General features: G+C 31.5%; 21 protein-coding genes. 5 read left to right on the top strand and 16 right to left on the bottom strand.

Annotation, left to right across the window (positions count from 1 at the left end):
- Positions 1 to 92 precede the first annotated feature (92 nt).
- Complete coding sequence (locus BUA98_RS05110) at positions 93 to 1,973, top strand: transglutaminase domain-containing protein (protein WP_072970501.1); 1,881 nt, start codon at positions 93 to 95, stop codon at positions 1,971 to 1,973.
- Positions 1,970 to 3,862: a DUF3857 domain-containing protein gene (locus tag BUA98_RS05105; RefSeq protein ID WP_159433450.1), complete on the top strand. Its 1,893-nt coding sequence runs from the start codon at positions 1,970 to 1,972 to the stop codon at positions 3,860 to 3,862. Before BUA98_RS05110 ends, BUA98_RS05105 begins: the two co-directional genes overlap by 4 nt.
- On the opposite strand, the gene BUA98_RS05100 is transcribed toward BUA98_RS05105, so the two are convergent.
- The 4 genes from BUA98_RS05100 to BUA98_RS05085 all read right to left on the bottom strand — a co-directional run bounded on the left by BUA98_RS05100 (position 3,859) and on the right by BUA98_RS05085 (position 6,814).
- Positions 3,859 to 4,653 carry an MOSC domain-containing protein gene (locus BUA98_RS05100; RefSeq protein ID WP_072970499.1) on the bottom strand — a complete coding sequence of 265 codons (795 nt, stop codon included), beginning with the start codon at positions 4,651 to 4,653 and terminating at the stop codon, positions 3,859 to 3,861. The genes BUA98_RS05105 and BUA98_RS05100 overlap by 4 nt on opposite strands.
- 1 nt (position 4,654) lies before the next feature.
- Positions 4,655 to 5,293, bottom strand: coding sequence for a leucyl/phenylalanyl-tRNA--protein transferase (gene aat / locus BUA98_RS05095; RefSeq protein WP_072970617.1), 639 nt, complete (start codon positions 5,291 to 5,293; stop codon positions 4,655 to 4,657).
- A gap of 243 nt (positions 5,294 to 5,536) precedes the next feature.
- On the bottom strand, positions 5,537 to 5,908 hold the full coding sequence (locus BUA98_RS05090) for a DUF3127 domain-containing protein (RefSeq protein ID WP_026983757.1): 372 nt from the start codon (positions 5,906 to 5,908) through the stop codon (positions 5,537 to 5,539).
- A 30-nt stretch (positions 5,909 to 5,938) separates the two neighbouring features.
- Positions 5,939 to 6,814, bottom strand: a complete 876-nt coding sequence (locus tag BUA98_RS05085; RefSeq protein WP_072970498.1) for a flavin reductase family protein — start codon at positions 6,812 to 6,814, stop codon at positions 5,939 to 5,941.
- Between the two features lie 159 nt (positions 6,815 to 6,973).
- Here BUA98_RS05085 and BUA98_RS05080 point away from each other — a divergent pair, with 159 nt between their 5' ends.
- Positions 6,974 to 8,128: a sensor histidine kinase gene (locus BUA98_RS05080; protein ID WP_072970497.1), complete on the top strand. Its 1,155-nt coding sequence runs from the start codon at positions 6,974 to 6,976 to the stop codon at positions 8,126 to 8,128.
- Positions 8,129 to 8,165: 37 nt separating this feature from the next.
- Here BUA98_RS05080 and BUA98_RS05075 read toward each other — a convergent pair whose 3' ends face one another.
- Both BUA98_RS05075 and greA read right to left on the bottom strand, forming a co-directional pair.
- Positions 8,166 to 8,552: an HIT family protein gene (locus BUA98_RS05075; protein ID WP_072970496.1), complete on the bottom strand. Its 387-nt coding sequence runs from the start codon at positions 8,550 to 8,552 to the stop codon at positions 8,166 to 8,168.
- Positions 8,553 to 8,618: 66 nt separating this feature from the next.
- Complete coding sequence (gene greA, locus BUA98_RS05070; protein WP_072970495.1) at positions 8,619 to 9,095, bottom strand: transcription elongation factor GreA; 477 nt, start codon at positions 9,093 to 9,095, stop codon at positions 8,619 to 8,621.
- A gap of 155 nt (positions 9,096 to 9,250) precedes the next feature.
- Here greA and BUA98_RS05065 point away from each other — a divergent pair, with 155 nt between their 5' ends.
- Positions 9,251 to 9,664 (top strand): Rieske (2Fe-2S) protein, encoded by a 414-nt coding sequence (locus BUA98_RS05065; RefSeq protein WP_072970494.1) that lies wholly within the window; start codon positions 9,251 to 9,253, stop codon positions 9,662 to 9,664.
- Positions 9,665 to 9,670: 6 nt separating this feature from the next.
- Here BUA98_RS05065 and BUA98_RS05060 read toward each other — a convergent pair whose 3' ends face one another.
- The 10 genes from BUA98_RS05060 to BUA98_RS05015 all read right to left on the bottom strand — a co-directional run bounded on the left by BUA98_RS05060 (position 9,671) and on the right by BUA98_RS05015 (position 22,272).
- Positions 9,671 to 12,340 (bottom strand): TonB-dependent receptor, encoded by a 2,670-nt coding sequence (locus BUA98_RS05060; protein ID WP_072970493.1) that lies wholly within the window; start codon positions 12,338 to 12,340, stop codon positions 9,671 to 9,673.
- A gap of 50 nt (positions 12,341 to 12,390) precedes the next feature.
- Positions 12,391 to 13,131 carry a GLPGLI family protein gene (locus tag BUA98_RS05055; protein ID WP_072970492.1) on the bottom strand — a complete coding sequence of 247 codons (741 nt, stop codon included), beginning with the start codon at positions 13,129 to 13,131 and terminating at the stop codon, positions 12,391 to 12,393.
- A 58-nt stretch (positions 13,132 to 13,189) separates the two neighbouring features.
- Positions 13,190 to 13,414, bottom strand: coding sequence for a hypothetical protein (locus BUA98_RS05050; protein WP_072970491.1), 225 nt, complete (start codon positions 13,412 to 13,414; stop codon positions 13,190 to 13,192).
- A 671-nt stretch (positions 13,415 to 14,085) separates the two neighbouring features.
- The gene (locus BUA98_RS05045) at positions 14,086 to 14,829 is read right to left on the bottom strand and encodes a GLPGLI family protein (RefSeq protein WP_072970490.1); all 744 of its coding nucleotides are present in this window, start codon (positions 14,827 to 14,829) and stop codon (positions 14,086 to 14,088) included.
- Between the two features lie 79 nt (positions 14,830 to 14,908).
- Complete coding sequence (locus tag BUA98_RS05040) at positions 14,909 to 15,592, bottom strand: GLPGLI family protein (RefSeq protein WP_159433449.1); 684 nt, start codon at positions 15,590 to 15,592, stop codon at positions 14,909 to 14,911.
- A 310-nt stretch (positions 15,593 to 15,902) separates the two neighbouring features.
- On the bottom strand, positions 15,903 to 18,098 hold the full coding sequence (locus BUA98_RS05035) for a TonB-dependent receptor (protein ID WP_072970488.1): 2,196 nt from the start codon (positions 18,096 to 18,098) through the stop codon (positions 15,903 to 15,905).
- Between the two features lie 319 nt (positions 18,099 to 18,417).
- A complete protein-coding gene (gene arfB / locus BUA98_RS05030) occupies positions 18,418 to 18,822 on the bottom strand; it encodes an alternative ribosome rescue aminoacyl-tRNA hydrolase ArfB (RefSeq protein ID WP_072970487.1) in 405 nt (134 codons plus the stop codon).
- Positions 18,822 to 20,936 (bottom strand): DUF4301 family protein, encoded by a 2,115-nt coding sequence (locus tag BUA98_RS05025; RefSeq protein WP_072970486.1) that lies wholly within the window; start codon positions 20,934 to 20,936, stop codon positions 18,822 to 18,824. The genes arfB and BUA98_RS05025 overlap by 1 nt, the downstream gene beginning before the upstream one ends.
- A complete protein-coding gene (gene pnuC / locus BUA98_RS05020) occupies positions 20,897 to 21,520 on the bottom strand; it encodes a nicotinamide riboside transporter PnuC (RefSeq protein ID WP_072970485.1) in 624 nt (207 codons plus the stop codon). The genes BUA98_RS05025 and pnuC overlap by 40 nt, the downstream gene beginning before the upstream one ends.
- Positions 21,521 to 21,543: 23 nt before the next feature.
- Positions 21,544 to 22,272, bottom strand: coding sequence for a phosphoglycerol geranylgeranyltransferase (locus tag BUA98_RS05015; protein WP_072970484.1), 729 nt, complete (start codon positions 22,270 to 22,272; stop codon positions 21,544 to 21,546).
- Between the two features lie 95 nt (positions 22,273 to 22,367).
- On the opposite strand from BUA98_RS05015, the gene BUA98_RS05010 reads away from it, so the two are divergent.
- On the top strand, positions 22,368 to 22,964 hold the full coding sequence (locus BUA98_RS05010; protein ID WP_072970483.1) for a Crp/Fnr family transcriptional regulator: 597 nt from the start codon (positions 22,368 to 22,370) through the stop codon (positions 22,962 to 22,964).
- The last annotated feature ends 13 nt before the right edge of the window (positions 22,965 to 22,977 follow it).

Genomic DNA, 22,977 nt, shown 5'->3' with positions numbered 1-22,977 from the left:
ACAAATAAACTTTTGCAGAATTATTATAATAGTTGAATTTATTTGTTAATATTGCCTTAATATTTCTAAATACTTTTAATTCTTTTTGATAGATGATTTTATATAGGCACTTCTATTTATTTATATTTTTTTTAGCGATTTTTTGTAGTGCCCAGAGTACAAAACCAAATTCATATATTGATGAAAAAGTTGATTCGTATGAGATTTCTATAAAAAATAATATTCCTTCAATAATTTTAACCTCGAAAGAAAAAAAATGGGTAGGTGATAAAAATGAAAATACAGTTCTGGGTAACAGAATTACCTATATTGATTCATTTGAGAAAGTTTATGACATAGAAGCTTATAGTATTTCTCCAAAAAACAAAAAAGAAAAAATAAGTTATATTGGAACCGGTGATCGCGAAATTGGGGATGTCTTTTTTCATGACATGAAATTCAAATACTACAACTTTTTAAATTTGGAAGAAGGTTCTCAAACCTACTCTTTCTATAAAAAGGAATATAAAAAGCCTCAATTTTTAGAAAGCTTTTATTTCAAAGATTACCTCGATTGTAAATCTTCAAAAATTATTTTGAAAGTTTCTAACGATGTCGAAATCGGATACACAGTACAAGGTAAATTTGATGATAAAATTGATTTTTCGACTCAAAAAGAAGGTGACTTCACTATCTATACCTGGCAATTATTAAATGCTGCTAAAGAAGAAAAAGAAAACGGTTCACCAGGCCCTTCTTATTATAGTCCGCATTTAATCTTTTACATTAAAAATTACAAAACAGCTACTGGCACACAAAATGTCGTTGGTTCTGTAGACAATCTTTATCATTTTTATGCCGAAACCATTAAAAATATTAATAAAGAAGACCAAACGCAGGTAAAAGAAAAAACGGCCGAACTTATTAACGGATTGACCGATAATACAGCAAAGGCAAAAGCTATTTTTGATTATGTTCAGAGTAAAATCAACTATGTTGCTTTTGAAGACGGGATGGGTGGATTTATTCCTAGAGAAGCCGCTTCAGTATTACATAAAAAATATGGCGATTGTAAAGATATGGCCAACTTACTGAATGAAATGCTACACTATGCCGGCATAGAATCGAATATTTCCTGGATTGGAACACGTCAGAACAATTATACCTATGAGAATGTTCCAAGCCCAATTGTGGATAATCATATGATTACTGTTGCGACAATTGATAATAAAGACATCTTTCTCGACGCAACTGGTCATTATACTTCGTTCCCAAATATTACTCCGTTTATTCAGGGAAAAGAAGCTTTAGTAAAAATAGATGATGAGAAATACCGAATCATCAAAGTACCTGTTATCCCAGCTGATAAAAACAAAACTATCGGCAAACTCAAACTCAAATTCGATAAGAATTCCTTGTTAGGTGAAGCAGATTTTAAGTTAAACGGATTTATAAAAACACAATTTATTAGCAGTTATATAACGACAACTGATAAAGATGAAATGCTAAAGGAATACTTGGCGCGTTTCATCCAAAACATTCAAACATCTAATATTGAAATTAAAAATGATGATGTATCGCAAAATGCGCTTCAAATTTTATATCATTTTGAATTAGATAAATGGATCAAACAGACAGACAATCAATTGCTTTTTAAACCAATGCTGTTTTTTCCTTATTCTGATGCAAGAATTAATATTGAGAAAAGAAAAAACCCATTGGAAAATGACTTTAAAAAGTCTTATGAGTTTGAATATGAATTCGCAATTCCAGCAGGATATTCTTTAGATTTTTTACCTGAAAATTTTACTTTTAAAAATGATTTTTTCCAGGCAAGTATCAACTATAAAAAGGTTAACAACACAATCATTATAGATCAAAAAATGGAGATGAATGTTTTACTCTTAGAAAAAGAAAATTTTGAAACATGGAATACTGCCATCAAAAACATTACGAAACAATACAATCAAAATATTATTCTTGTAAAAAAATGAAACAACTATTATTCTTTATCACTTTATTTTTAACTCAAATTACTTTCTCACAAGAGGAAGAGGTCAAAAATTATAAATGGGATGAAAATCCAAAATTTAAAGAAATTCCAGCTGAATTTAGTTCCTATCCAGCCGTAGTTTTAAAAGATTACCGACTTTACGAAAACAAAGTTGGAGGATACGCTTATAAAGCCTTTATTGTAAAACATCAGGCAATAAAAATCTTAACTGAAGCCGGAATCAATGAATACAATAAGGTTTCGATAAACAACCGTTACGTGCGGGATTATAAAGATTTAAAAGTAAGGGTTATTAAACCAGACGGAAAAATTGAAGAACTGCCGAAGGAAAAAATTCTTGAAAAAGAAGGATCAAAAGAAAAGCAATTTGTTTTTGAAGGTGTAGAAAAAGGAGATATAATTGAGTATTATTATGTTATAAAAGATTATCCTGAGTTTAGTGGTTCAGAATATTTTCAGAGAGATATTCCTGTTGTTGAAGCTAAATTTCAAATTAATAAAATTGGTCAGGCGCAAACTTATACCGCTGCCTATAACGGAATGATAAATCAAAGCAAGGATAAAATTACCATTTATACTGCATCGAATTTACCTGCATACAAGTTTGAAAGAAATGCCACAAATTTGGCCAATCTTGCAAAGGTTTATTATTTTCTTGATACTTCTAAGGGATACGATTATATAAGCTATTATAATTCTCTTAATAGTTTTGCCGACGGTGTAAATGCTAAATCAATGATTAAAGATTTTGTTGAAAAATTTAAATTAAATGACCCTGCCCTAACAACTGACGAAAAAATAAAAATAATCGATATCTACCTTAAAGAAAATATCGAAATTGATAAACAATACATTTATAAAAAGGCATTAGAAACCAAAAAAATGATGCCAAAAATGGTTTTATATTTTTATAAGGACGTTTTAGATTATCTTAAAATTAAATATCAATTTACGGCTTCTACAGATAAATTTGATGATAAATTTGACCAGGAAAAGGTTGTTCCTGATGCTTTATCAGAAATTCTGATTTACATACCAGAAACAAAAAAATACCTTTCTCCTTTTCAATTTTGGATGCCGTATGGTCAGCCTAATGCGCTTTCAGTAAACAATGATGCTGTTTATTTTAACAAAGAAGATCGCCAGCAGGTTACATACGAATTCAAAAAAATCGAAAATGTTTTAATGGATGACAACGTAACGAAAGCGACAAGCAACATTACAATTAACGATGATATGGAAACCGTTTTGGTAGATAAAAAAAGCACCTATACGGGTTATCTTGCTTCGTATTTTAGATATGCAGTGAAGCATGTATCTGAAGAAAAAATAAATGATTTTGTTAAGAACAATACATTTAATGATATTGATGTTGAAGTTCAAAAATATTCTTTTGAAAATCAAGAATACAAAAACAATTATGATCCTGAAAAACCTTTTACAATCAACAGCGACATAAAAGTAAAAGAATCCTGGATCGAAAATGCAGGAAAAAATAATTTGATAACGATTGGTAAAGTGTTAGGAAAACAAACCAGTTTACATCAGGAAACGAACAGAACAAATCCGATTGTAATATCGTATCCAAAGAAAAACATTAACTATATTAATTTAAGTATCCCATCAGGCTACAGCGTTAAAAATGTAGGCAGTTTAGCTTTTAACAAAGAAATTAAAAACGCTAATAATGATGTTATTGGTTTATTTAAATCAACCGCTAAAATTGAAGGAAATACGGTAAAAATAGCAGTCGAAGAATTTTACAATTTTACTTATTTAGAGAAAGAAAAATACAGTGAATATCGAGATTTAGTCGACGCACTATATGACTTTAATAACGCCTCATTAATTTTAACCCGAAATAATTAAAAAACAACTTCGTCACCAACACTAATAACTCCTGAATTCAAACTAACAATATTAGTTCCGAATAAAACGGAGTTATTTACATTTCTATATTTACTTAAAGTTTTTAAAGGTTCTTTTTTCAAACGACCATTTGCAGGATCATTATTGACCATAACACATCTTCCGCAAGGCTTTACATTTTTAAATTGAACTTCTCCAATTTTAAACGTTTCAAGATTGTCTTCTTCATGCTCTTTTTGAGTACTGATTACAATGTTTGGACGAAATCTTTTTATGGTAATTTTTTCTGCTAATTTCTCATTCAAAAAATCCATACTTTCGGTACCAATCAACAAATAAGGATATCCATCAGCAAGACTTACATTGAAAGTTTCTTTTAAACGAGAACTTTCATGTTTGCGATCTCCATTTTTAATGATTTTGACCAACTTACATTCAAACCCTAATTGTTCGCTAAACCATTTTGAAGTTGTTTGATTTACCTCAACAACTTCACTTTGATCATCCCAAACATTAACTTTTATTGAATTTTCCAAATTTTCATTAATAGAGAATTCATGTATTTGATCTTTAAAAGAAATTGTAATTTTTTCATCTGTAATCTGTGGATAAAACTGACTCATAATTCGATGTTCTCTTTGTGTTATCATCTGATTATCTGCATCAATCAACATCCATCTGCGATCGTTTTCGAAGCCCATTTCTTCCGCTTTAGCATTTTGGCAGCTAATTCCAGCCAGGCTTTTTATAGGATAGATATAAATTTCTTTTACAATATGAATTGCACTCATTTTACTTACTTTTTAAAATAGATATAAATTCATCACGATCAATTTCGCGACAGCCTAAACTTTCTAAATGCGGATTATAAACCTGACAATCCAATAGCTTATAATTTTCTTTTTTTAACTTATTAACCAAAGCGATAAAGGCAATTTTTGAAGCATTAGAAACTTTTGAGAACATACTTTCTCCACAAAAAATATCTCCCAAATCAATTCCGTACAAACCACCAACCAAAACCTCATCTTGCCAAACCTCAACTGATTTTGCAATTCCTTCTGCATGCAATTTGCAATATGCTTCGATCATTTCATTTGAAATCCAGGTTCCATCCTGACCGTCGCGTTTTATCTTTTGACAATTCGAAATTACATCCTCAAAATTTTGATTAAAGGTAACTTTGAATTGATTTCGGTTCAAAATATTACGCATGCTTTTGGACACAATTAATTCATCCAAAAACAAAACCATTCTAGGATCGGGTGACCACCATAAAATAGGTTCTCCTTCATTAAACCAGGGAAAAATTCCGCTTTGGTAAGCCAGCTTTAATCTTTCCGGATTTAAGTCACCACCAATTGCCAGAATACCTTCTTCATCGGCTTCTGAAACGGGAGGAAAAGCTATATCTTCAAATAAATAATACATCTTATAAAAAATTCCAATAATAAAAATCCAAATTCCAAGCTGTAAACTACACAATCTTGTCATTTCGACGAAGGAGAAATCGCACTAGAAACTCTACAAAGATTGGCGATTTTGTTTGCGGAATTCCGTGTGTGATTTCTCCTTCGTCGAAATGACAAAAATGAGATCAATATAAAAAATTCCAAATCCCAATACACAGAATGATTTGGAATTTGGAATTTATATTTTTCGGAATTTAAACTTTTAGAAAGGCAAATCGTCTGGTTCGTCTTCGTTTAAGTTTGTTGCCGGAGCAAAAGCTTCTGCTGCAGGCATTGGTGCTGTCTGAGCAGGACCTTCTGGAGCTAATCTTTCGATTCTCCAACCTTGAATACTATTAAAATATCTAGTTTCTCCTTGTGGATTAACCCATTCTCTTCCTCTTAAATTGATAGAAACTTTAACAGCCTCACCTTGTTTGTAGCTGCTCAATAAATCACATTTATCCTGAGTAAATTCAATCAAAATATGCTGAGGATATTGCTCGTCTGTTGTAACAACCAACTCTCTTTTTTTGAATGCAGCACTAACTTGTTGCTCTGGATTAACCACTTTTACTTTTCCTGTAACTTCCATCTTCGTCTATATTAATTATTGTTTCTATTCTTATTTTTTGGCTAAAAGCACTTTCCAGGCCGATAAAATATCATCATTATTCAGGTATTTTTTGGCTTCTAAATGAATTTTTTCCTGGTCATCTGAGCTTAAAACTCCTTTTACAGAAAAATTTTCTTTCACAAATATACTAACTTCTTCCGTTGTAGGCAAGGCTTCAATATTACCTAATTTTCCGAGATCATTTCCGTCAAAAACCGGACTTTCCTTGACAAAATTCGGAATTGCATCTACTCCAACTCCTAAAGTAGTTAGTGGTTTTGGCACTTCAAAAAGTCCTTGATTTGACCTTGAGTACCAATTATTTCCAAGTCGCGAAACCAAATCAATTTTATGCTGATCAATACCACCATTTTCATCTAAAACAGCTTCATGAATATGAATTTTCACTACTTCACACAAAACTAAATTTCCTGCTCCCCCTTCAGTTCCTAACGGAATAATCTGCGTGACTTTGCACTCAAACTGAACCGGAGACTCTTTTACACGATACGGTTTTACCAAATCTGACGGAATTTGTGTCAATCCTGCCTTGATAAATTCGTTTACACCTTCTGCATATTCTGTACTGGCCAAAGATGTTTGCTGCACTAAATCATAATTGACCACATTAATAACTACTTCACGTGTTGCTTCGACATTAATCAGTGTATGTTTGACCGTATTATCGCGTACGCGTCGTGCCGGTGAAAAAATTAAAATGGGCGGATTCGCACTAAATACATTAAAAAAACTAAACGGCGACAAATTCGGAATTCCTTTTTCGCTCATTGTACTGGCAAAAGCAATCGGTCTTGGTCCTACAGCACTTTGCAGATAACCATGTAATTTTGCCGTTGGAATCTCTTTTGGATTAATGCTAATCATATTTTTTCTTTTTAACCGAACCTCATTTCGGTATCTGCAAAAGTAGAGAAATCGTTTAATCCAAAGAAATACTTTAGGACATAAAAACAAAAATCTTTAGCAAATAACAAAATATAAAATGTGTTTATTTCGTTATATTTATACCTCAAAAAAATACCTATGTCTTTTTCCGAAAGAAGAAATACTACCCGTTGGATTATCATTTCCATTTCCTTCTTAATCATTTCTCTGATTCTCTGGAATACCTATATCTTTTTTCAGGTTTTCAAAAACGAAGAAAGGTTAAAAATGAACCTTTTAGCCAATGCTCAAAAGGCTTTGGTCAATGCTGATGAAAACACAGACTTAGATTTACCACTTGAGATTTTAAACAACAATCATTCGGTTCCTGTAATGCTAACGATGTATGGCGATAAAATTATCAGTTCGGTCAATGTACCGGAAAGAATAATGGAAAACGAAGAAAAATCACTTTCTTATCTAAATAATCTAAAACGAGAGAATGATCCAATTGTTATTGAATACGCCCCGGGGAAATTTCAAAAATTATATTATGGAAACTCCGAGCTAATCAATAAGCTAAAATATTACCCAATTGCCTTACTGCTAATTATCGTTTTGTTTGGTGCTTTAATTTATAATTTTTACAAAAGCACCAAAATGGCCACTCAAAACAAACTATGGGCTGGTATGGCAAAAGAAACGGCTCACCAAATTGGCACGCCCCTTTCATCTTTAATTGGTTGGGTTGAAATTTTAAAAACAGAAGAAATAGATCCATCGATAACATTGGAAATTGAAAAAGATATTGACCGATTGCAAACCATTACAGACCGTTTTTCAAAAATTGGTTCAGTTCCAGCTTTAGAGTTACATGATGTCGTTTCAGAAACTTTAAGTAGTTATGAATATCTGCAATCGCGCTTTTCAAAACAAGTCACTTTTTCTTATGATGCTCCAAAAGAGCCTGTTTTAGCCATGATAAATCCAACACTACACAGTTGGACGATTGAGAATCTCGTTAAAAATGCCATTGATGCTATGAAAGGAAAAGGAACTTTAGATCTTCAAATTGAACAAGACGCGCATCACATTAAAATTAACATTAAGGATTCAGGAACCGGAATTTTAAAAAAACAATTCAAAACTATTTTTGAGCCTGGTTTTACAACCAAAAAACGCGGCTGGGGATTAGGGCTTTCTTTAACCAAAAGAATTGTAGAAGAATATCATCGTGGCAAAATAAAAGTTTTACATTCTGAAATTGGAAAAGGAACTACATTTCAGATTTCACTAAATAAAAAAGAGCAGTAAAATATTTACTGCTCTTTTTATTTTATTTCGGAATCTATTACAAATTCGACTGAATGCTTTTTGCTAAAGCCTCAAATTCTTCTTTAGAAAGCGATACTTTATTGTGAAAACGCATTTCATCCATATGGTTTAAAGGAATCAAATGAACGTGTGCATGAGGAACTTCTAACCCAACAACTGCCATTCCGACTCTTTTGCATGGAACTGTTTTTTCTAAAGCAATTGCAATCTTTTTAGAAAACTTCATTAATCCTAAATACAATTCATCCTCCATATCAAAAATCTTGTCAATTTCTTGTTTTGGAATACAAAGCGTGTGCCCTTTTGCATTTGGATTTACATCTAAAAAAGCCAAATAATTATCGTCTTCGGCAATTTTATAAGAAGGAATTTCTCCGTTTACTATTTTCGTGAATATAGACATTGTTTATCGTTTATTTGGTTAATCGTTTAACCGATTGAACGATTAAACGGTTAAACTTTAAAAAAATTAGTCTCTTGAGATTTCAAGAATTTCAAATTTCAGAACTCCGTTTGGTACTGTAATTTCAGCTACTTCTCCAACAGATTTCCCTAGTAAACCTTTTCCAATAGGAGACGTTACCGAGATTTTTCCAGTTTTAAGGTCAGCTTCGCTTTCAGCAACAAGCGTATATTTCATTTCCATTCCGTTGCTTTGGTTCTTAATTTTTACATTAGAAAGCACCAATGCTTTCGAAACATCTAATTGTGATTCGTCAATTAATCTGGCGTTAGAATACACTTCTTCCAGTTTAGCAATTCTCATTTCTAATAAACCTTGCGCTTCTTTTGCTGCATCATATTCGGCATTTTCAGATAAATCACCTTTATCTCTTGCCTCTGCTATATCTTGAGATGCCTTCGGACGCATTACACTTTTTAAATGCTCCAACTCCTCTTTCAACTTTTTTAATCCTTCTGCGGTATAATAAGATACTTTACTCATAACTTCATCGTTTATATAAATACAAAAAATCCCATCGGGACGGGATTTCTTATTACAAATATACTATTATTTTTAATAGTACATAATTATATGTTAATCATATAAAATTCAAAACTAAATAATTTATTTTTGTTTCTCTAATTCTTAATTAAATAATGAAAAAAATCTGGCTATTAATCGTATTTGTTTCTATTCTTTTCTCTTGTAGTGGTAGTGAAAGAAGTAATAATAATCCAAACATACCAAACTATTCTGTAAACTTATCTGTAGATATGAATTTGCCTGCCTATTCAAATCTTAAATTTGTAAGCAACGGTGTTATTGTTCCAAATTTTGGAGCCAAAGGGGTTATTATTTTTAATGCCGGAGGTACTTATAATGCTTTTGATGCTGCGTGCCCAAATCAGGCTTTAAATTCCTGCACCGCTATGACCATTGATGGTATTAATGCAGTATGCTCTTGTGATAAAACATCTTATAGTTTATTTACCGGACTTGGAGGCAAAGAATATCCTTTAAAACAATACAAAGTAGAAGTTAACGGAACGTTGATTCACGTTTATAATTAAAAGTAGTTACAATTTATACGATAGCGTAAATATAATGGCTCTGGGCAAAATATAGACAGCCTGCTCGCTTATCATATAGTCAGAGAATGAATAACTATTTTTCTTTTTGATATCAAACAAATTATTAGCCGTCAATTCAAAACCCAACGGACTATTTTTCTTTTGATAAAAAAGTGACGTGTTTAAAATATCATAAAAATTAGACTGTTTATTATCGTTTGTATTTTTTAAACTCTCATAATCTATTTTATAAGTCCAGGATTTTAAAAATGTGCATTCAAAGGATGATGTCAGAGCATCCGTTTGATATTTTGATTTTGTCAAACCCGAAAATTCACTAAAACCTTTTGTATAACCAATAGTAAAGTCTGGCCATTTTTTATAAGCGGTTTTAAAAATCAGACCAACATTCTGATTATTTCTTTGGTTATTTGTCGTAATATCATTTAATGTTTGCGAATAATTAAACCATGATAATCTTGTATTTAACTTCAAATTAAATCGATAAATTCGTTTAGATACAAAACCATTAAACCCAATATTTGTTTCGGGATTATCGGTTAAAATTGGCGTATTGAACTGATCGATTCCATCCAGTTTTATTTCATTTCGAATTACTTTTACTTTTTTGGAATAATTCAACATTCCATTCCAAATAATTCCTTTATAAGAATTCATTTTTGAGTATCGCAAAGTAGAGGAATGGTATCTTTCGTTTTCTAATAATGCATTACCCTTATACACCGCATTATAAAATTCCAAAGTATATCGATTTGCCATTTGGTTAACATCTGGAAACTGATTTTCTAATTTATAGGTAAAATTCAAACTCTCTGATTTATTAAACTCGTAATCACTATTCCATTGTGGCTGGAGCAATGTTTTTGATACACTGTAATTACCATCAATTTGAGAAGTATTCAAATCATACCAATGCAAATACAGTCCTGGTTTGTTAACCCATTTCCCAATTTTAAATTTATATTCTAGGCCAATATAGGCATCATTTAATCTGTAATTAATAGCATTGCCAAAACCAGCTATGGCAAAATCATTAATAGATCCATCTGTTAAGATTTGTTTTTCGGAAGTATTAAAATTAGATTTTTCAAAATTGTTTCCAATATTGGTATACAAATGATTTGTGTTATTAATAATCCAGTAATGCTTAAAAAGGGCATCAATACTGTTTACTTCAGATTTTTTTACCTGATCAACCGTATAACTTTCATCTTCTATTAATGGAATTAGTCCTTGCAAAAACGGTTCATCAGTAAACCAATTATTTTTTGGTGTAAGTTTAGTATAAGCCTGATTTACGACAAAAGTTGTTGTATTGTGATCATTGTAACTTTTGTGCCATTCTATATATTGTTTGACTGATGCGTTATCAGCTTTATTTATGGTTTCAAAAACGCTTGATCCTAAATTTGTCAAGGAATTTAAAACGCTTTCTAAATCATTCGTATTAGACTGATATTGCCCATTGTAATACCATTTTTCTTTCTTTGTTGGTGAATAATCCAATTTTATATTTCCTAGTCCTAACACCGCAGTATTATCTGCAAGCCGAACCTTTTTTTCATAATCGACAGTACTATTGTTGTTCAAATATTCAACATTATTATCAATTCTGGCAGCAGTAAAAACTTTAGAAACAATTCCAAACCCAGACAGAGTCAGTTTTGATGAAAATTCATGACTAAAATTAAAAGCGCTAAACTGTGATTGAGATTTAAGCATGTCGGTATTGTCTTTAGAAAAAGAGTCTAAATCTGTCAACGCTTTTCTACCGGAAAGAAAACTGCTGAAACCGCCTCCAAACCGCGTTAAATCATCATAAGTAAAAGTGCTTTTTCCGATATTATTTGCATCACCAATAAAACTTAAATTGGTTTTGGGCGCAAAATAAAACAAAGCTGCATGTGCGAGATAAAAACCATTATCTCCTCCTCCAGCCTCTACACCTGCCTGTACATCTCCAAAAACAAATTTCTTTTTATCTTCTTTCAATTTTACATTCATTGCCAAATCATCACTGTCTGACACTTGTTTCATAAAACCAACTTCGTTAAAATGATCAATAACTTCAATTTTATCTAACGCATCGGCAGGAATATTTTCTACAGCTAACTTAGAACCTCCGCCAAAAAAAGATTTCCCCTCAACCAACATTTTGGTGACTTTTTTGCCTTGTACAGTAACGATTCCTTTTTTATCAACCTCAACTCCGGGTAACTTTTCAAGGATTTCTTTCATTTTGCGTTCGTTACCATTAGCAAAACTATTGACATCAAAAGTTAAGGTGTCTTTTTTAATAACAATTGGCTTAAACTCGTGTTTAATTACGATTTCTTTTAAGTTTTCTCCTGTAGATTTTAATTTAAAGTCATAAGAATTAATATTTGAATTAGGCTCCAAAATAAATACCTGATCAAGAAAACCAATATACGAAACCATAATTTCATACTTTACATTAACATCCAACTCTAGACGATATCGCCCTTTGTTATCTGCAATCGAAAATTTTAGACTCGCTTTTTCTTGTAAGGATTTTGCAATAACATTAGCCGATTCTAAGGGTTTATTAGCATCATCAGAAACTACCCCTTCAAATGTTTTGGTTTGGGCGTAAGAAAGTGTGGTTATTAAAAAAACGAGTAGGGTTTTGAGCATAAATTAAAGATAATTTGGAAAATATAAACAACTAACAATTATAATAAGTTTTATTCTTTTCCTTTCGTTTCCTCCCTTTTTTTTGCTAGCAAAACAGCTCCATCGCTGTATTGAAATTTTTTATCGTACTCTTCTTTAGTAACTGTTTTACCATTTGGAAACTTTATATTCTCTTTTTTATCTCTCAACTCAATAGTATTTGCCAAAAAAGTATTACCATGCGAATTAACATACTCCGTGACTTCTAAAATAAGTCCCGGCAAACCGTAAAAGTATTTAGGGCCCAGACTAAAAGGTAAACTTGGAGCAAACCAAGCTACTATTTTAGTACTTCTATTTTTACCAAAGCTATCGATAAAGTTTTCATTAAAAAGCGCTTTGTAACATAAATACCCACCTATGTTTTTAGACTCTGCGGTAATTTCCCAATCTAAAGGAGTAATTTTACTCTCTACTAAAGTACCATCATTTCTTACCGTAATTTGGGCTTTAGCTTCTAAATTAGTATAAACATCGAGTGAAGTAAACGCCATTCTGGATATATTTAGTAATTGAGGATCTGAATCAAGACCTAGCTGATCTATATATTTAAAACTAGCCTTATTTTCACTATACGATAATTGAAATTTTTGATTATTTGCCAATTCAACAGTATTTCCAAAAAGCTTTTTTGCATCTTCGTTTTTAAGCTCATTATTTGAGAAGGAGGTATGGAAATCATATGTAACGATAACAGTTTGCTGAGAGTAAACTATACTTGTGAAAAGTAAACTAAAAAAAAAATATTTCATAATTATATTAAATTAAAAGCTCCAAGTAATAAAACTTGGAGCTTATTATTAATTGGTCTTAATGACACATTGCAATTAAATAAGTAAAAAATGCTGGATCATTAGAACCAGTAGCTTCATAATAATCAATCGCCGCATTTTCGCAAGGGGTTGCTTGGTTCTCAACTTCAACTACTTTAATAACATTTTGTAAAGTTGTTGTTTCTTTCAACTCAGTAGAATTTGCCATTGCAACGCTGCTAAATACTACAACTGCAAAAGCAGTAAAAAATAATTTTTTCATAATAATTTATGGTTTAAATTTATTAAATGTTTTTTGGTTAACCGAAGTAAATTTGAAAAAAAAAAAAAAAAAAATGTAAACCTAAACTTATATAATTAACAAATTTTTAACAAGTATATTAAAAATTAAATCAGGCATATATCTTACAAAATACAGTAATAATAAGTGATGACTACAAATTATAATAAGATTGTTTGCAATATTAAAAATAAGAAAATTCTTAATTATAAACTTTAGACTTTTATTTAAAAATAATTTTAGAATTTCAAATTCAATCCGACAAAGAAATTAATTCCATAAATTATGGATAAACATACCACATATACCATTTTGAATTACATTTCTTATTTAAGATATTATTTGCTAAACTAATAATCATTAAAAACCCATATAGGAAACCATAATTTCATACTTTACGTTAACATCCGACTCTAGACGATATCGCCCTTTGTTATCTGCAATCGAAAATTTTAAACTCGCTTTTTTTCTTGTAAGGGTTTTGCAATGATATTGGTCGATTCTAATGGTTTATCTGCATCATTAGAAACCACCCTTCAAATGTTCTGGCCTGGGTAAGAAAGTGGGGTTATTAAAAAAACGAGTGGGGTTTTGAGCATAAATTAAACATAATTTGGAGTTTTTAAATATTGTAATAACAACTGTATTTTTTTTTATTTTTGTTCCTTCTTTTCCGCTTTCTTTCTTGTCAACAATACAGCTCCAGCACTAGATTGCAATCTACTATTATATTCATCCTCGGTAATTGTTCTCCCTTTTGGGAATTTTATATCCACTGTATCATCTTTCAGTTCTATTCTAGCAGCTAAGTAGGTGGTATTTTTATATTTAAGCTCCAAAATCAAGCCGGGTAATCCATAAAATTGAATAGGCCCATAACCATATGGTAAAATAGGCGCAAACCAAGCCACAATCTCTGTATATTCTTTTTTACCTGATTTTCTACTTATATAAGACTCCTGATAGGTAGCTTTATAGCATAAGTAATTATCAATTTTTTTCGACTCCGTACCAATAACCCAATCTACTCTTGCATTCGTTTTTTCTACTAATTGCCCATCATTTTTCTTTTGAATTTCTCTGTTTTCAATTCTGTCGTAATAAAAGTCAGAAGCAGTAGTCGCCGCAAATCTCGCAATAATATTTTCGCTTTCATTAAAACTTGGGTCAGAACTCAGACTTTCAATATATTCAAAACTAGATCGATTGGTATTAAAACTTAATTTAAACTTCTGGTTGCTGGCATATTCTTTCATTTTTTGTAATCTTTCTTTAAATTTTCCATTATCTTTAAATGAAAGTGAATCCAATTTTATGAGATAATCAATACGTCCAGACTGAGAAAAAAGAGCGTTTGAAACAAAAAGAATTAACAAAACAAAAACTATTTTTTTCATATTTGATATTCATAAGATTTATATAGAATACTACCAAAAAAAGACTGTTTTGGTAGAAATTAAATTCTAAACATTAAATTTATTTCGGAATGTAAGTCGAATTTTTCATAAACTCCTCCTCTGTTAAAACTTTGCCTTCAGGGAATTTAATTAGAATACTTTGCTCTTTCAATTCAATCTTTTTGATAAAATATGTTTTAACTTTTTCTCCTGTTTCAATTAATTCTAATACTAAACCTGGCAATCCATTATAGCTATTAGGGCCAAAAGGAAATGGCAAAGAGGGAGCAAACCAGGCAATTATTGTTTTACTCATTTCTCCATTATAACCTTTGTACTTTTTAATAAATTCAGCTTTATAGCATAGATAATTATCAATAACTTTTGTTTCGTTTGTAATTGTCCAGGATTTAACAGCGTTCTTGTCTTTGATAAGAATTCCATCAACATGTTTGTTAATACTTAGCTGCTTACCCTTATCATAATAATTTTCATGTCCCGATATAATATTGGCAACTCCGTTAATTAACACGTTAGCGCCCTCATTTTCCATCTCATTCGAAAGGTAAAAGTGAGATTGAGTTTCATTAAATTCCAAAATAAAATTATGACTTTCTGCTACTTTTTTGGCTTCAGAAAGGATATCACTTTTTTCACCATTCTTACCTTTATATTCTGGCAGCTGAATACCGTAATAAGCTATACCCGAAGTTTGTGAAAAACCAGCAAAAGAAAAAAAGAAAAGGAGAAAGATATTTCTCATAATTATATGGCTCTTTAAATTTATTTTTTCCATTGGCTAACCAAAGAAAATTTTTTAAAAAAATAAGCTTAAACTTATAAAATTAACAAATTTTTAACAAGTAAAAAACAAGTAAAACACAGAATATATCTTACAAAACATAGCAATACTTGGGGATAAAAACAAATACAATAAAATTGTTTCAAATTTAAAAATAAGAAATTTCTTAATCAAAAACCTGTTTCATTAGTAGTTCACTAAAGCATTTTCCAAAAACAAAAAAGCCTGAAAATTTAAAACTTTCAGGCTTTTTTTCTTTCAAAGATATTTTTTAGAATTTCAAAGTTAATCCGGCTAAGAAATTGATTCCTGCCTGTGGATAATAGTATGGATAGACATCCCACATATACCCGTTTGAAACATATTTCTTATCTAAAATATTATTTACCAATCCTGTAATCATTATTGATTTGAAGACAGATTTTGGTTTAATCTCATAAGACACATTAAGATCGTTTACAAAGTAATCAGCCAATTTTGCTGATGCCAATTCGATATTATTCATGTATTGCTCACCAACGTATTTCTGTAATAGCGAAATGTGCAAACTTTCAAGTGGGCTATAAACAATAATATTTCCTGCAATTACTTCTGGCGAATACGCAATTTTAGTTGTTCCGTAGTTTTGCCCTTCAACAGCCAAATCAACATTTTTATTACTGCTTAATGTGAAGTTTGGTCGCAATATAAATTTCTCTGATAATTTAATAGTTGCATCCACTTCAAAACCTAAACGGTAACTTTTATCAGTATTGGAACGAATTGGTGCACCAACATCGTCTAATGTTCCGGTTAAGATCAACTGATCTTTGTATGCCATATAATAGAAATTCGAATTCAACTGAAATTTCTCCGAATTGAATCTCCATCCCAATTCAAAATCATTTAGTTTTTCCGGTTTTACATTTCCACCTTCGTAATCCGTTCTGTTTGGTTCGCGATTGGCTCTGGCATACGAGAAATAAAGGGTATTCTTTTGATTGATTTCATAATTCAAACCTGCTTTTGGATTAAAGAAATTGAAATTATCATCAACCAAACCAGTGTCTGCACTATTGGATTTGTATTTTACATTTCTATATTGCAAATCACCATAAAAGCTTAATTTTTCTGTAACCTGATAATTGGCTTTCGCGAAAATATTTCCATCTGTTTTAGTTGAGAAATCATCGTAATAATGATCGCCTAACTCCGATTGAGCAGAATTTCTCGCCCAAATTACTTTCCCGAAATGGTCGCCTTCGTATTTATTCCAGCCTCCGCCAAAAATCACGTCCAGTTTTTCATCTTTATATTTTACAGAAAAAGTAGTTCCGTAGAAATCATTGTCCAACCATTTCTGACGAATTAAATCGGTACCCGGCACTAATTCTCCGTTATCATTCTCAACCATTTTGGTAGGTTCGATTGGCCCATATCCTGCAACCGGCTCATCATATTTATAATTTTCATAGTAGCCTTTTCCTTTGGTGTAATGAACTGCTAAGTTTGAGCTCCATTTATCTGAGAATGATTCACTCCAATGCAATTGATAATGATCTTGCTGATAGTTATCTGTTTCATTGTCATAAAAACGAATGTTTCCAGCTTCGTCCGTATACATTCCGGCAGAATTGAAAGTACGGTTTGAGTTTAGGGTTTCAGCATCGATTCCGTTCCAGGATTGGTATGTTTTTTCTGTTCCGCCAAAAACCAATGCCTTAATTAAGGTTGTTTTGCCAACATAAGTTCCCTGTAAAAAATACGATTTCAAATCAGAACTTGCTCTGTCTACATAACCATCTGATTTGATTCTTGACAAACGCCCTGCCAATTCAAAATGATCGTTTAATAAACCTGTACTAAATTTTACTGTGTTTTTTTGAGAATTGAAACTTCCATATGAACTTGAAATTTCACCATTTGCTTTTGAAGCATAATTGTCTGTCAGCATATTTAAACTGGCACCAAAAGCACCAGAGCCATTAGTTGAAGTTCCAACACCACGCTGTAATTGAAGACTTTCTACAGAGGAAGCAAAATCAGGCATATTAACCCAAAATGTTCCCTGACTTTCAGCATCATTGTATGGAATTCCGTTGATGGTAACATTAACACGCGTTGCATCGCTTCCGCGGACGCGAATTCCAGTGTAACCCATTCCGTTACCAGCATCAGAAGTTGTTACAACAGAAGGCATATAATTCATAAGAATTGGGATATCCTGCCCTAAGTTTCTGTATTTGATATCTTTTTTATCCAGATTACTAAACGTAACCGGCGTTTTTGTAGTAACACGAACAGCAGAGACCAAAACCTCATCAAGAGAATTTACTTTGGTAGAATCTTTTTCTTGCTCTTGAGCGAAAGAAAATAGAGAATAGAGTAAAGAAAATAGAGTAAAGAAAATAGATTTGGTTCGTCTAGTTTTTAAAAACTTAGAACCTTTGTAACTTAGTACCTTAATACCTTTAAGAGAAGTTTTCATCCGTAAAAAAATTACGAATAAAAGGGGGAATTATTCTTTTTGTTAAATTAATAAATGTGTTTCTTACGACAAGATATAGTGTGCACGCTAACCATTGTCATTTTTTCCCTTAGCAACATTACTCGCTCAGGTTCTTTGGGTATGATCTCAGCTCGTTATTTAGAGCACCCCTTTGAGACAGTACAAATGTAAACTTAAAAAAACCAAAAATCAAATTCCAAATCTCAAAAAATTAAATTCCAAAAAAAGCAAATTCCAAATTCCAAAAAACTTCATTATCTAGTTTTCAATTGGAATTTGGAATTTTATAAATTAGAATTTAATCTAAGTTTGGCCTTCTTCTTGATTGCTTTATCTCAGAAATATTCTTTTTGTCTTTAATTCGCTTTTTGATTACTGATTTTGGAATCTTAGTTGCTTTTCGAACCTTCGGAACATGCAATCCTTTTTTGATTATATCTAAAAAACGCTTTACAACAATGTCTTTATTTTTAAGCTGACTTCGGTCTTCATCACAATTTAAAATCACAATGTTTTCATTGGTTAAGCGCGGGGCAATATTCACCAATAAAAGTGCTTTTTCTTCTTCAGACAAGGCTTGAGATGTATTCAAATCAAAAGTTAGCACCACTTTTGATGATACTTTATTTACGTTTTGTCCACCGGCACCACTACTTCGAACGGCTTTAAAACTTAATTCTGATATGACTTTTTCAATATCCATTATTGTAGCTGGTGTGGTGCTTTTAATAAATCATTTACCGTTTTCACCGGATTAAAAGTTATTAACGGAACTGCCACAAAAATTGTTAACCAATTGGCCATTGCGCCATTCCATAAACCTGGTAATTCATAACTTTTAACTGCTTTTCCTTCTATACTTTTTTCAACTATAAAACCTGCTTTCTGATCTACAAACTGTAATAAATCAAATTTTTTATTTTTATAATTTTTGATACCACAGACTAAATCAACTGGATTAAAATGGGTAGCCTCTCCCATAATTGCCCGTTGCTTTTTATTTGAAGAATCTACCTGCGAAGCTTCAACGATCTGCAGTGAAATCTTTCCTTGATCATTCATAATCCAAAATGGTCCTCCACCTGGTTCTCCTTCATTTTTAACCATTCCACAAATTCTTATTGGCCTGTCGAGTAAATCCTTAATTTTGATGACTTTATTCTCAAACGTAAATTTGTGAAAATCACTTGTTATTTGGATATTTAATTTTTCAGTTAAAAAAGCAACGATTTCTTCGACATTTTCTTCTTTAACCTCCTGCTTTTCAATCGCTTTTAAATAGTCAAAAACCTTGTGTTGCATCTGAATTAAAACGCCTGCCAAAGCTTTCTTGTACAATGTAATTTTATCAATATGATTCTGAATCACATTATCAATATTTTTAATAAAAATAATATCAGAATTAAGCTTATTTAAATTTTCAATCAATGCACCATGTCCTCCGGGTCTAAAAACTAACATTCCATTTTTATCCCGCACAATTTTATTATTAGTATCAACAGTAATTGAATCTGTACTTTTATTTTGATAAGAATAACCTATATTAATTTGAATTTCCGAAGCTTTTTCTACCTTTCCTTTTAATATTTCAACTTCTTTTTCGAATAGCTGCTGATGTGCCTCAGTAACCGTAAAATGAAGATTAGAAACCTGATTTGATGAAGCATAGTGAAAACATTCATTTAAATGTTCCTCTATCGGATTGGCAATATGGTCTTTATACTTATGAAAAGGCAAAACTGCTTTTGGCTTATTTGCAAAATCAAAATGGTCAGAAGAAAGTAGAAGTTTTATAAAATAATAATTCTTGTAATCTCTCTCCAATGTTTCAAAATCAGGATAAAGTAGATTTAATTCTTTGTGTAATGCTTCAAAAAAAGGAAACTTTTCCATTGCTACAATAAACATAGACAATTCTTTATCTTTTTTCCTGTTGATGTAGGCATTGATAGTTTCTTTTTCAATATCAAAATCATTCAAAAAAGCTCTCAAAAATTTAAACATTCTTGTTGCTGCCCCTGAAGCCGGAACGAATTTTTTTATTTTCAGATTTTCTTTTTGATTGTCGAAGAATCTTGCTTTCTCTTCAAACTCAACTTCTGACAATGACAAAATCCCATTATCAATGGTTGCCGCACTAACTAAATTACATTTTGCTATTCCGTTTTCAAAAATTTCTAATTGCTTTAAAATAGTATCAAAAGAAATTCCATGATTATATATCTGAAGAAAATCTTCAGTTGAAAAACCACGTTCTTTCGCTAAAGCCAAATTAGCTACAATTGAAGTTGCTTTTGCTAAACGACTTTTCTTATTGCCAGAAAGAATAACAAAAGGTTTTTTAGTATCAATTAACGTTTGCTTAAAAACAGAAAACACTGTTTCCCGACCATCTGGTGTATCTCTAATATCATCCTTCTCCCACGGAACATCAATGTCCGTTAGAAAAAACAGATCGTATTCATGTTTTAGTGCTGCTTCGTTTAGCGAAGGATCGCAGAAACCATAATACATTTCAGAAAAAACTTTGGTAACCATTAAGTTGGTATCGCAAAAAAGATATTTTTTAGCAGATGAAAGATTTTTATTTTCCAATGCAACTTGTCCATAAGCGATTGGAAGCATATCATCAGCAACACAAATGTGCTGATTCTTCTCCCACTTTTCTTGTAGATAATCGCGTGCAAATTCAGGAACCCACTCGGTTTCATAGTAATCTGCCAATTGTTTCGCCAAAGTAGTTTTACCTGTACTTTCAGGCCCAAATAAAGCGATTTTTATGATATTTGTTTCTTGTTGTTTAAGATTTTTCTCCATTCTAAATAAGCTGAAATAGCTAAAATTGTAAAAATTAAATATTGAAGCGACAACATCCCTAAGCCACGATAGGCATAAAGAGGCACTACAATAATGTCACCAATAATCCAAAGTGTCCAGTTTTCGATTTTTTTTCTGGCCATGTACCACATTCCGGCAAAAAATATTCCCGATGAAATCATGTCAATATAATTGTCATTTTTAATTTCATAATCGAAATATTTATAAATACCGAAAACTACAAAAACAGTTACAAAAAATAGTACGATTCCGATTATTTTTTCATTAACATTTGTACGAGTAATTGGTAAATTATCTTCTTTAGACCCACCTTTTCCCCATAAATACCATCCGTAAATACTCATAATCGAGAAATATCCATTGATAATCATATCACCAATATAACCCGCAATATATAATAGATAAACTGAAATCACCGTAGCGATTAAACCTGTTGGATATACCCAGATATTCTCTTTTTTTGCAAACCAGACACTTAAAATTCCACAGACAAAAACTAAAAACTCTAGTGCAATATGCCACAACGGCGCATTTTTATAGCTGTCAACAAAAAAATTAATCATTTGGTTGGTTGTTTGGTTATGATTTAGGCTTCAAAAAAATGACTGTCGTTTTCAAAAGCAGTCCCAATAACTACTAAATCAGCACCCGCTTTATAGGCATTTTGAATTCCCTGCAAATCTACAATTCCTCCGCCAACAATTATAGGAATTTCAATATTTTGCGAAATTAACTGTATCATTTCCAGAGGCACTGCATTTTTAGCACCACTTCCAGCCTCTAAATACATTAATTTGTTACCCAACATTTCCCCTGCTTGTGCTGTTGCCAAAACCAAATCAAGGTTTTCACGTTTAAGCGGCTTTGTTTTACTTACGCGGGCTACTGCTGTTTCATTGCCACTTTCTATTAAAATATATCCTGTTGAAATAACTTCAAGATTTGTTCTCTTTAAAATTGGCGCCGCCTGAACCTGATATTCAATCAAATAATCCGGATTTCGCCCAGACAACAAAGACAAAAACAAAATTGCATCTGCCTGCGGAGAAATCTGCGACGGATCGCCCGGAAATATCACAACGGGCAAATTGGTTTTTTGTTTTAATTCAGTAAGTAAATCTTCTAAAATAGTAGCGTGAACTATACTTCCTCCCACAAAAATGTGTGTTGCCGGTGATTGCTTTATTTTAACTAATAAATGATCTAAATTTTCCCATACAATTTTGTCCGGATCTAAAAGTATGGCCAATAATTTTTGCCCCTTCTTTTTCGCTTCCAAAATCTGTTGGTGTATGTTGGATATTTTTTGTTTCATAACGGGCGTAAAAGTAAAAGTTTTTTAATGCAGAAGAACTATTTTGAATGAATTATATTTGTACAATTGCTTTTTAAAACTAAAAAAATGACGGCATGATCGCTCCTGAATTGTTAGAAAAATACGGCGCCTTAAAGAAATCTTTCGATAAAAATGAAATTATTTTTGAAGAAGGAAATTTGCCTACTCATTATTATCAGATTATTTCCGGACAAGTAAAAATGAGTAATTACAATGATGATGGCAGAGAATTTATTCAGGGGATTTTTTATAAAGAACAGTCCTTTGGTGAACCTCCCTTATTTTTAAATCAAAAGTATCCGGCAAATGCTATTGCAGTTGATGATTCAGAAGTTCTTCTTCTTCCTAAAAACAATTTCCTCAAATTACTGGAAGAAAACCCAGCAATAAGCTTGAAAATAATCGAAAATTTAGCACAGCGATTGTATTATAAATCGGTTATGGCGGCTGAAATGTCTACTCAGGAACCGGAGCACAGAGTTTTGAAATTAATTGACCACGGAATCGCCTATTTTAATTTTAAAAAAGATGCTAATGGTTACCATATTAATTTTACCAGACAACAAATTGGAGATTTAACTGGTCTGCGTGTCGAAACTGTAATTAGAACCATAAAAGCTTTAGAGAAAAAAGGTCTTTTGAAGATTATAAACAGAAAAGTATACAGATAAAATAGTTGCTGTT

The sequence above is a fragment of the Flavobacterium saccharophilum genome (genome assembly GCF_900142735.1).
Classification (GTDB): Bacteria; Bacteroidota; Bacteroidia; order Flavobacteriales; family Flavobacteriaceae; genus Flavobacterium; species Flavobacterium saccharophilum.
This window is presented reverse-complemented; position numbering and strand designations above follow the sequence as displayed.

Bases quoted from the DNA above. Each gene is read 5' to 3' on its own strand.
- BUA98_RS05110 (WP_072970501.1), top strand. From the start codon at position 93: ATGATTTTATATAGGCACTTCTATTTATTTATATTTTTTTTAGCGATT.
- BUA98_RS05105 (WP_159433450.1), top strand. From the start codon at position 1,970: ATGAAACAACTATTATTCTTTATCACTTTATTTTTAACTCAAATTACT.
- BUA98_RS05100 (WP_072970499.1), bottom strand. From the start codon at position 4,653: ATGAGTGCAATTCATATTGTAAAAGAAATTTATATCTATCCTATAAAA.
- aat (WP_072970617.1), bottom strand. From the start codon at position 5,293: ATGTATTATTTATTTGAAGATATAGCTTTTCCTCCCGTTTCAGAAGCC.
- BUA98_RS05090 (WP_026983757.1), bottom strand. From the start codon at position 5,908: ATGGAAGTTACAGGAAAAGTAAAAGTGGTTAATCCAGAGCAACAAGTT.
- BUA98_RS05085 (WP_072970498.1), bottom strand. From the start codon at position 6,814: ATGATTAGCATTAATCCAAAAGAGATTCCAACGGCAAAATTACATGGT.
- BUA98_RS05080 (WP_072970497.1), top strand. From the start codon at position 6,974: ATGTCTTTTTCCGAAAGAAGAAATACTACCCGTTGGATTATCATTTCC.
- BUA98_RS05075 (WP_072970496.1), bottom strand. From the start codon at position 8,552: ATGTCTATATTCACGAAAATAGTAAACGGAGAAATTCCTTCTTATAAA.
- greA (WP_072970495.1), bottom strand. From the start codon at position 9,095: ATGAGTAAAGTATCTTATTATACCGCAGAAGGATTAAAAAAGTTGAAA.
- BUA98_RS05065 (WP_072970494.1), top strand. From the start codon at position 9,251: ATGAAAAAAATCTGGCTATTAATCGTATTTGTTTCTATTCTTTTCTCT.
- BUA98_RS05060 (WP_072970493.1), bottom strand. From the start codon at position 12,340: ATGCTCAAAACCCTACTCGTTTTTTTAATAACCACACTTTCTTACGCC.
- BUA98_RS05055 (WP_072970492.1), bottom strand. From the start codon at position 13,131: ATGAAATATTTTTTTTTTAGTTTACTTTTCACAAGTATAGTTTACTCT.
- BUA98_RS05050 (WP_072970491.1), bottom strand. From the start codon at position 13,414: ATGAAAAAATTATTTTTTACTGCTTTTGCAGTTGTAGTATTTAGCAGC.
- BUA98_RS05045 (WP_072970490.1), bottom strand. From the start codon at position 14,829: ATGAAAAAAATAGTTTTTGTTTTGTTAATTCTTTTTGTTTCAAACGCT.
- BUA98_RS05040 (WP_159433449.1), bottom strand. From the start codon at position 15,592: ATGAGAAATATCTTTCTCCTTTTCTTTTTTTCTTTTGCTGGTTTTTCA.
- BUA98_RS05035 (WP_072970488.1), bottom strand. From the start codon at position 18,098: ATGAAAACTTCTCTTAAAGGTATTAAGGTACTAAGTTACAAAGGTTCT.
- arfB (WP_072970487.1), bottom strand. From the start codon at position 18,822: ATGGATATTGAAAAAGTCATATCAGAATTAAGTTTTAAAGCCGTTCGA.
- BUA98_RS05025 (WP_072970486.1), bottom strand. From the start codon at position 20,936: ATGGAGAAAAATCTTAAACAACAAGAAACAAATATCATAAAAATCGCT.
- pnuC (WP_072970485.1), bottom strand. From the start codon at position 21,520: ATGATTAATTTTTTTGTTGACAGCTATAAAAATGCGCCGTTGTGGCAT.
- BUA98_RS05015 (WP_072970484.1), bottom strand. From the start codon at position 22,272: ATGAAACAAAAAATATCCAACATACACCAACAGATTTTGGAAGCGAAA.
- BUA98_RS05010 (WP_072970483.1), top strand. From the start codon at position 22,368: ATGATCGCTCCTGAATTGTTAGAAAAATACGGCGCCTTAAAGAAATCT.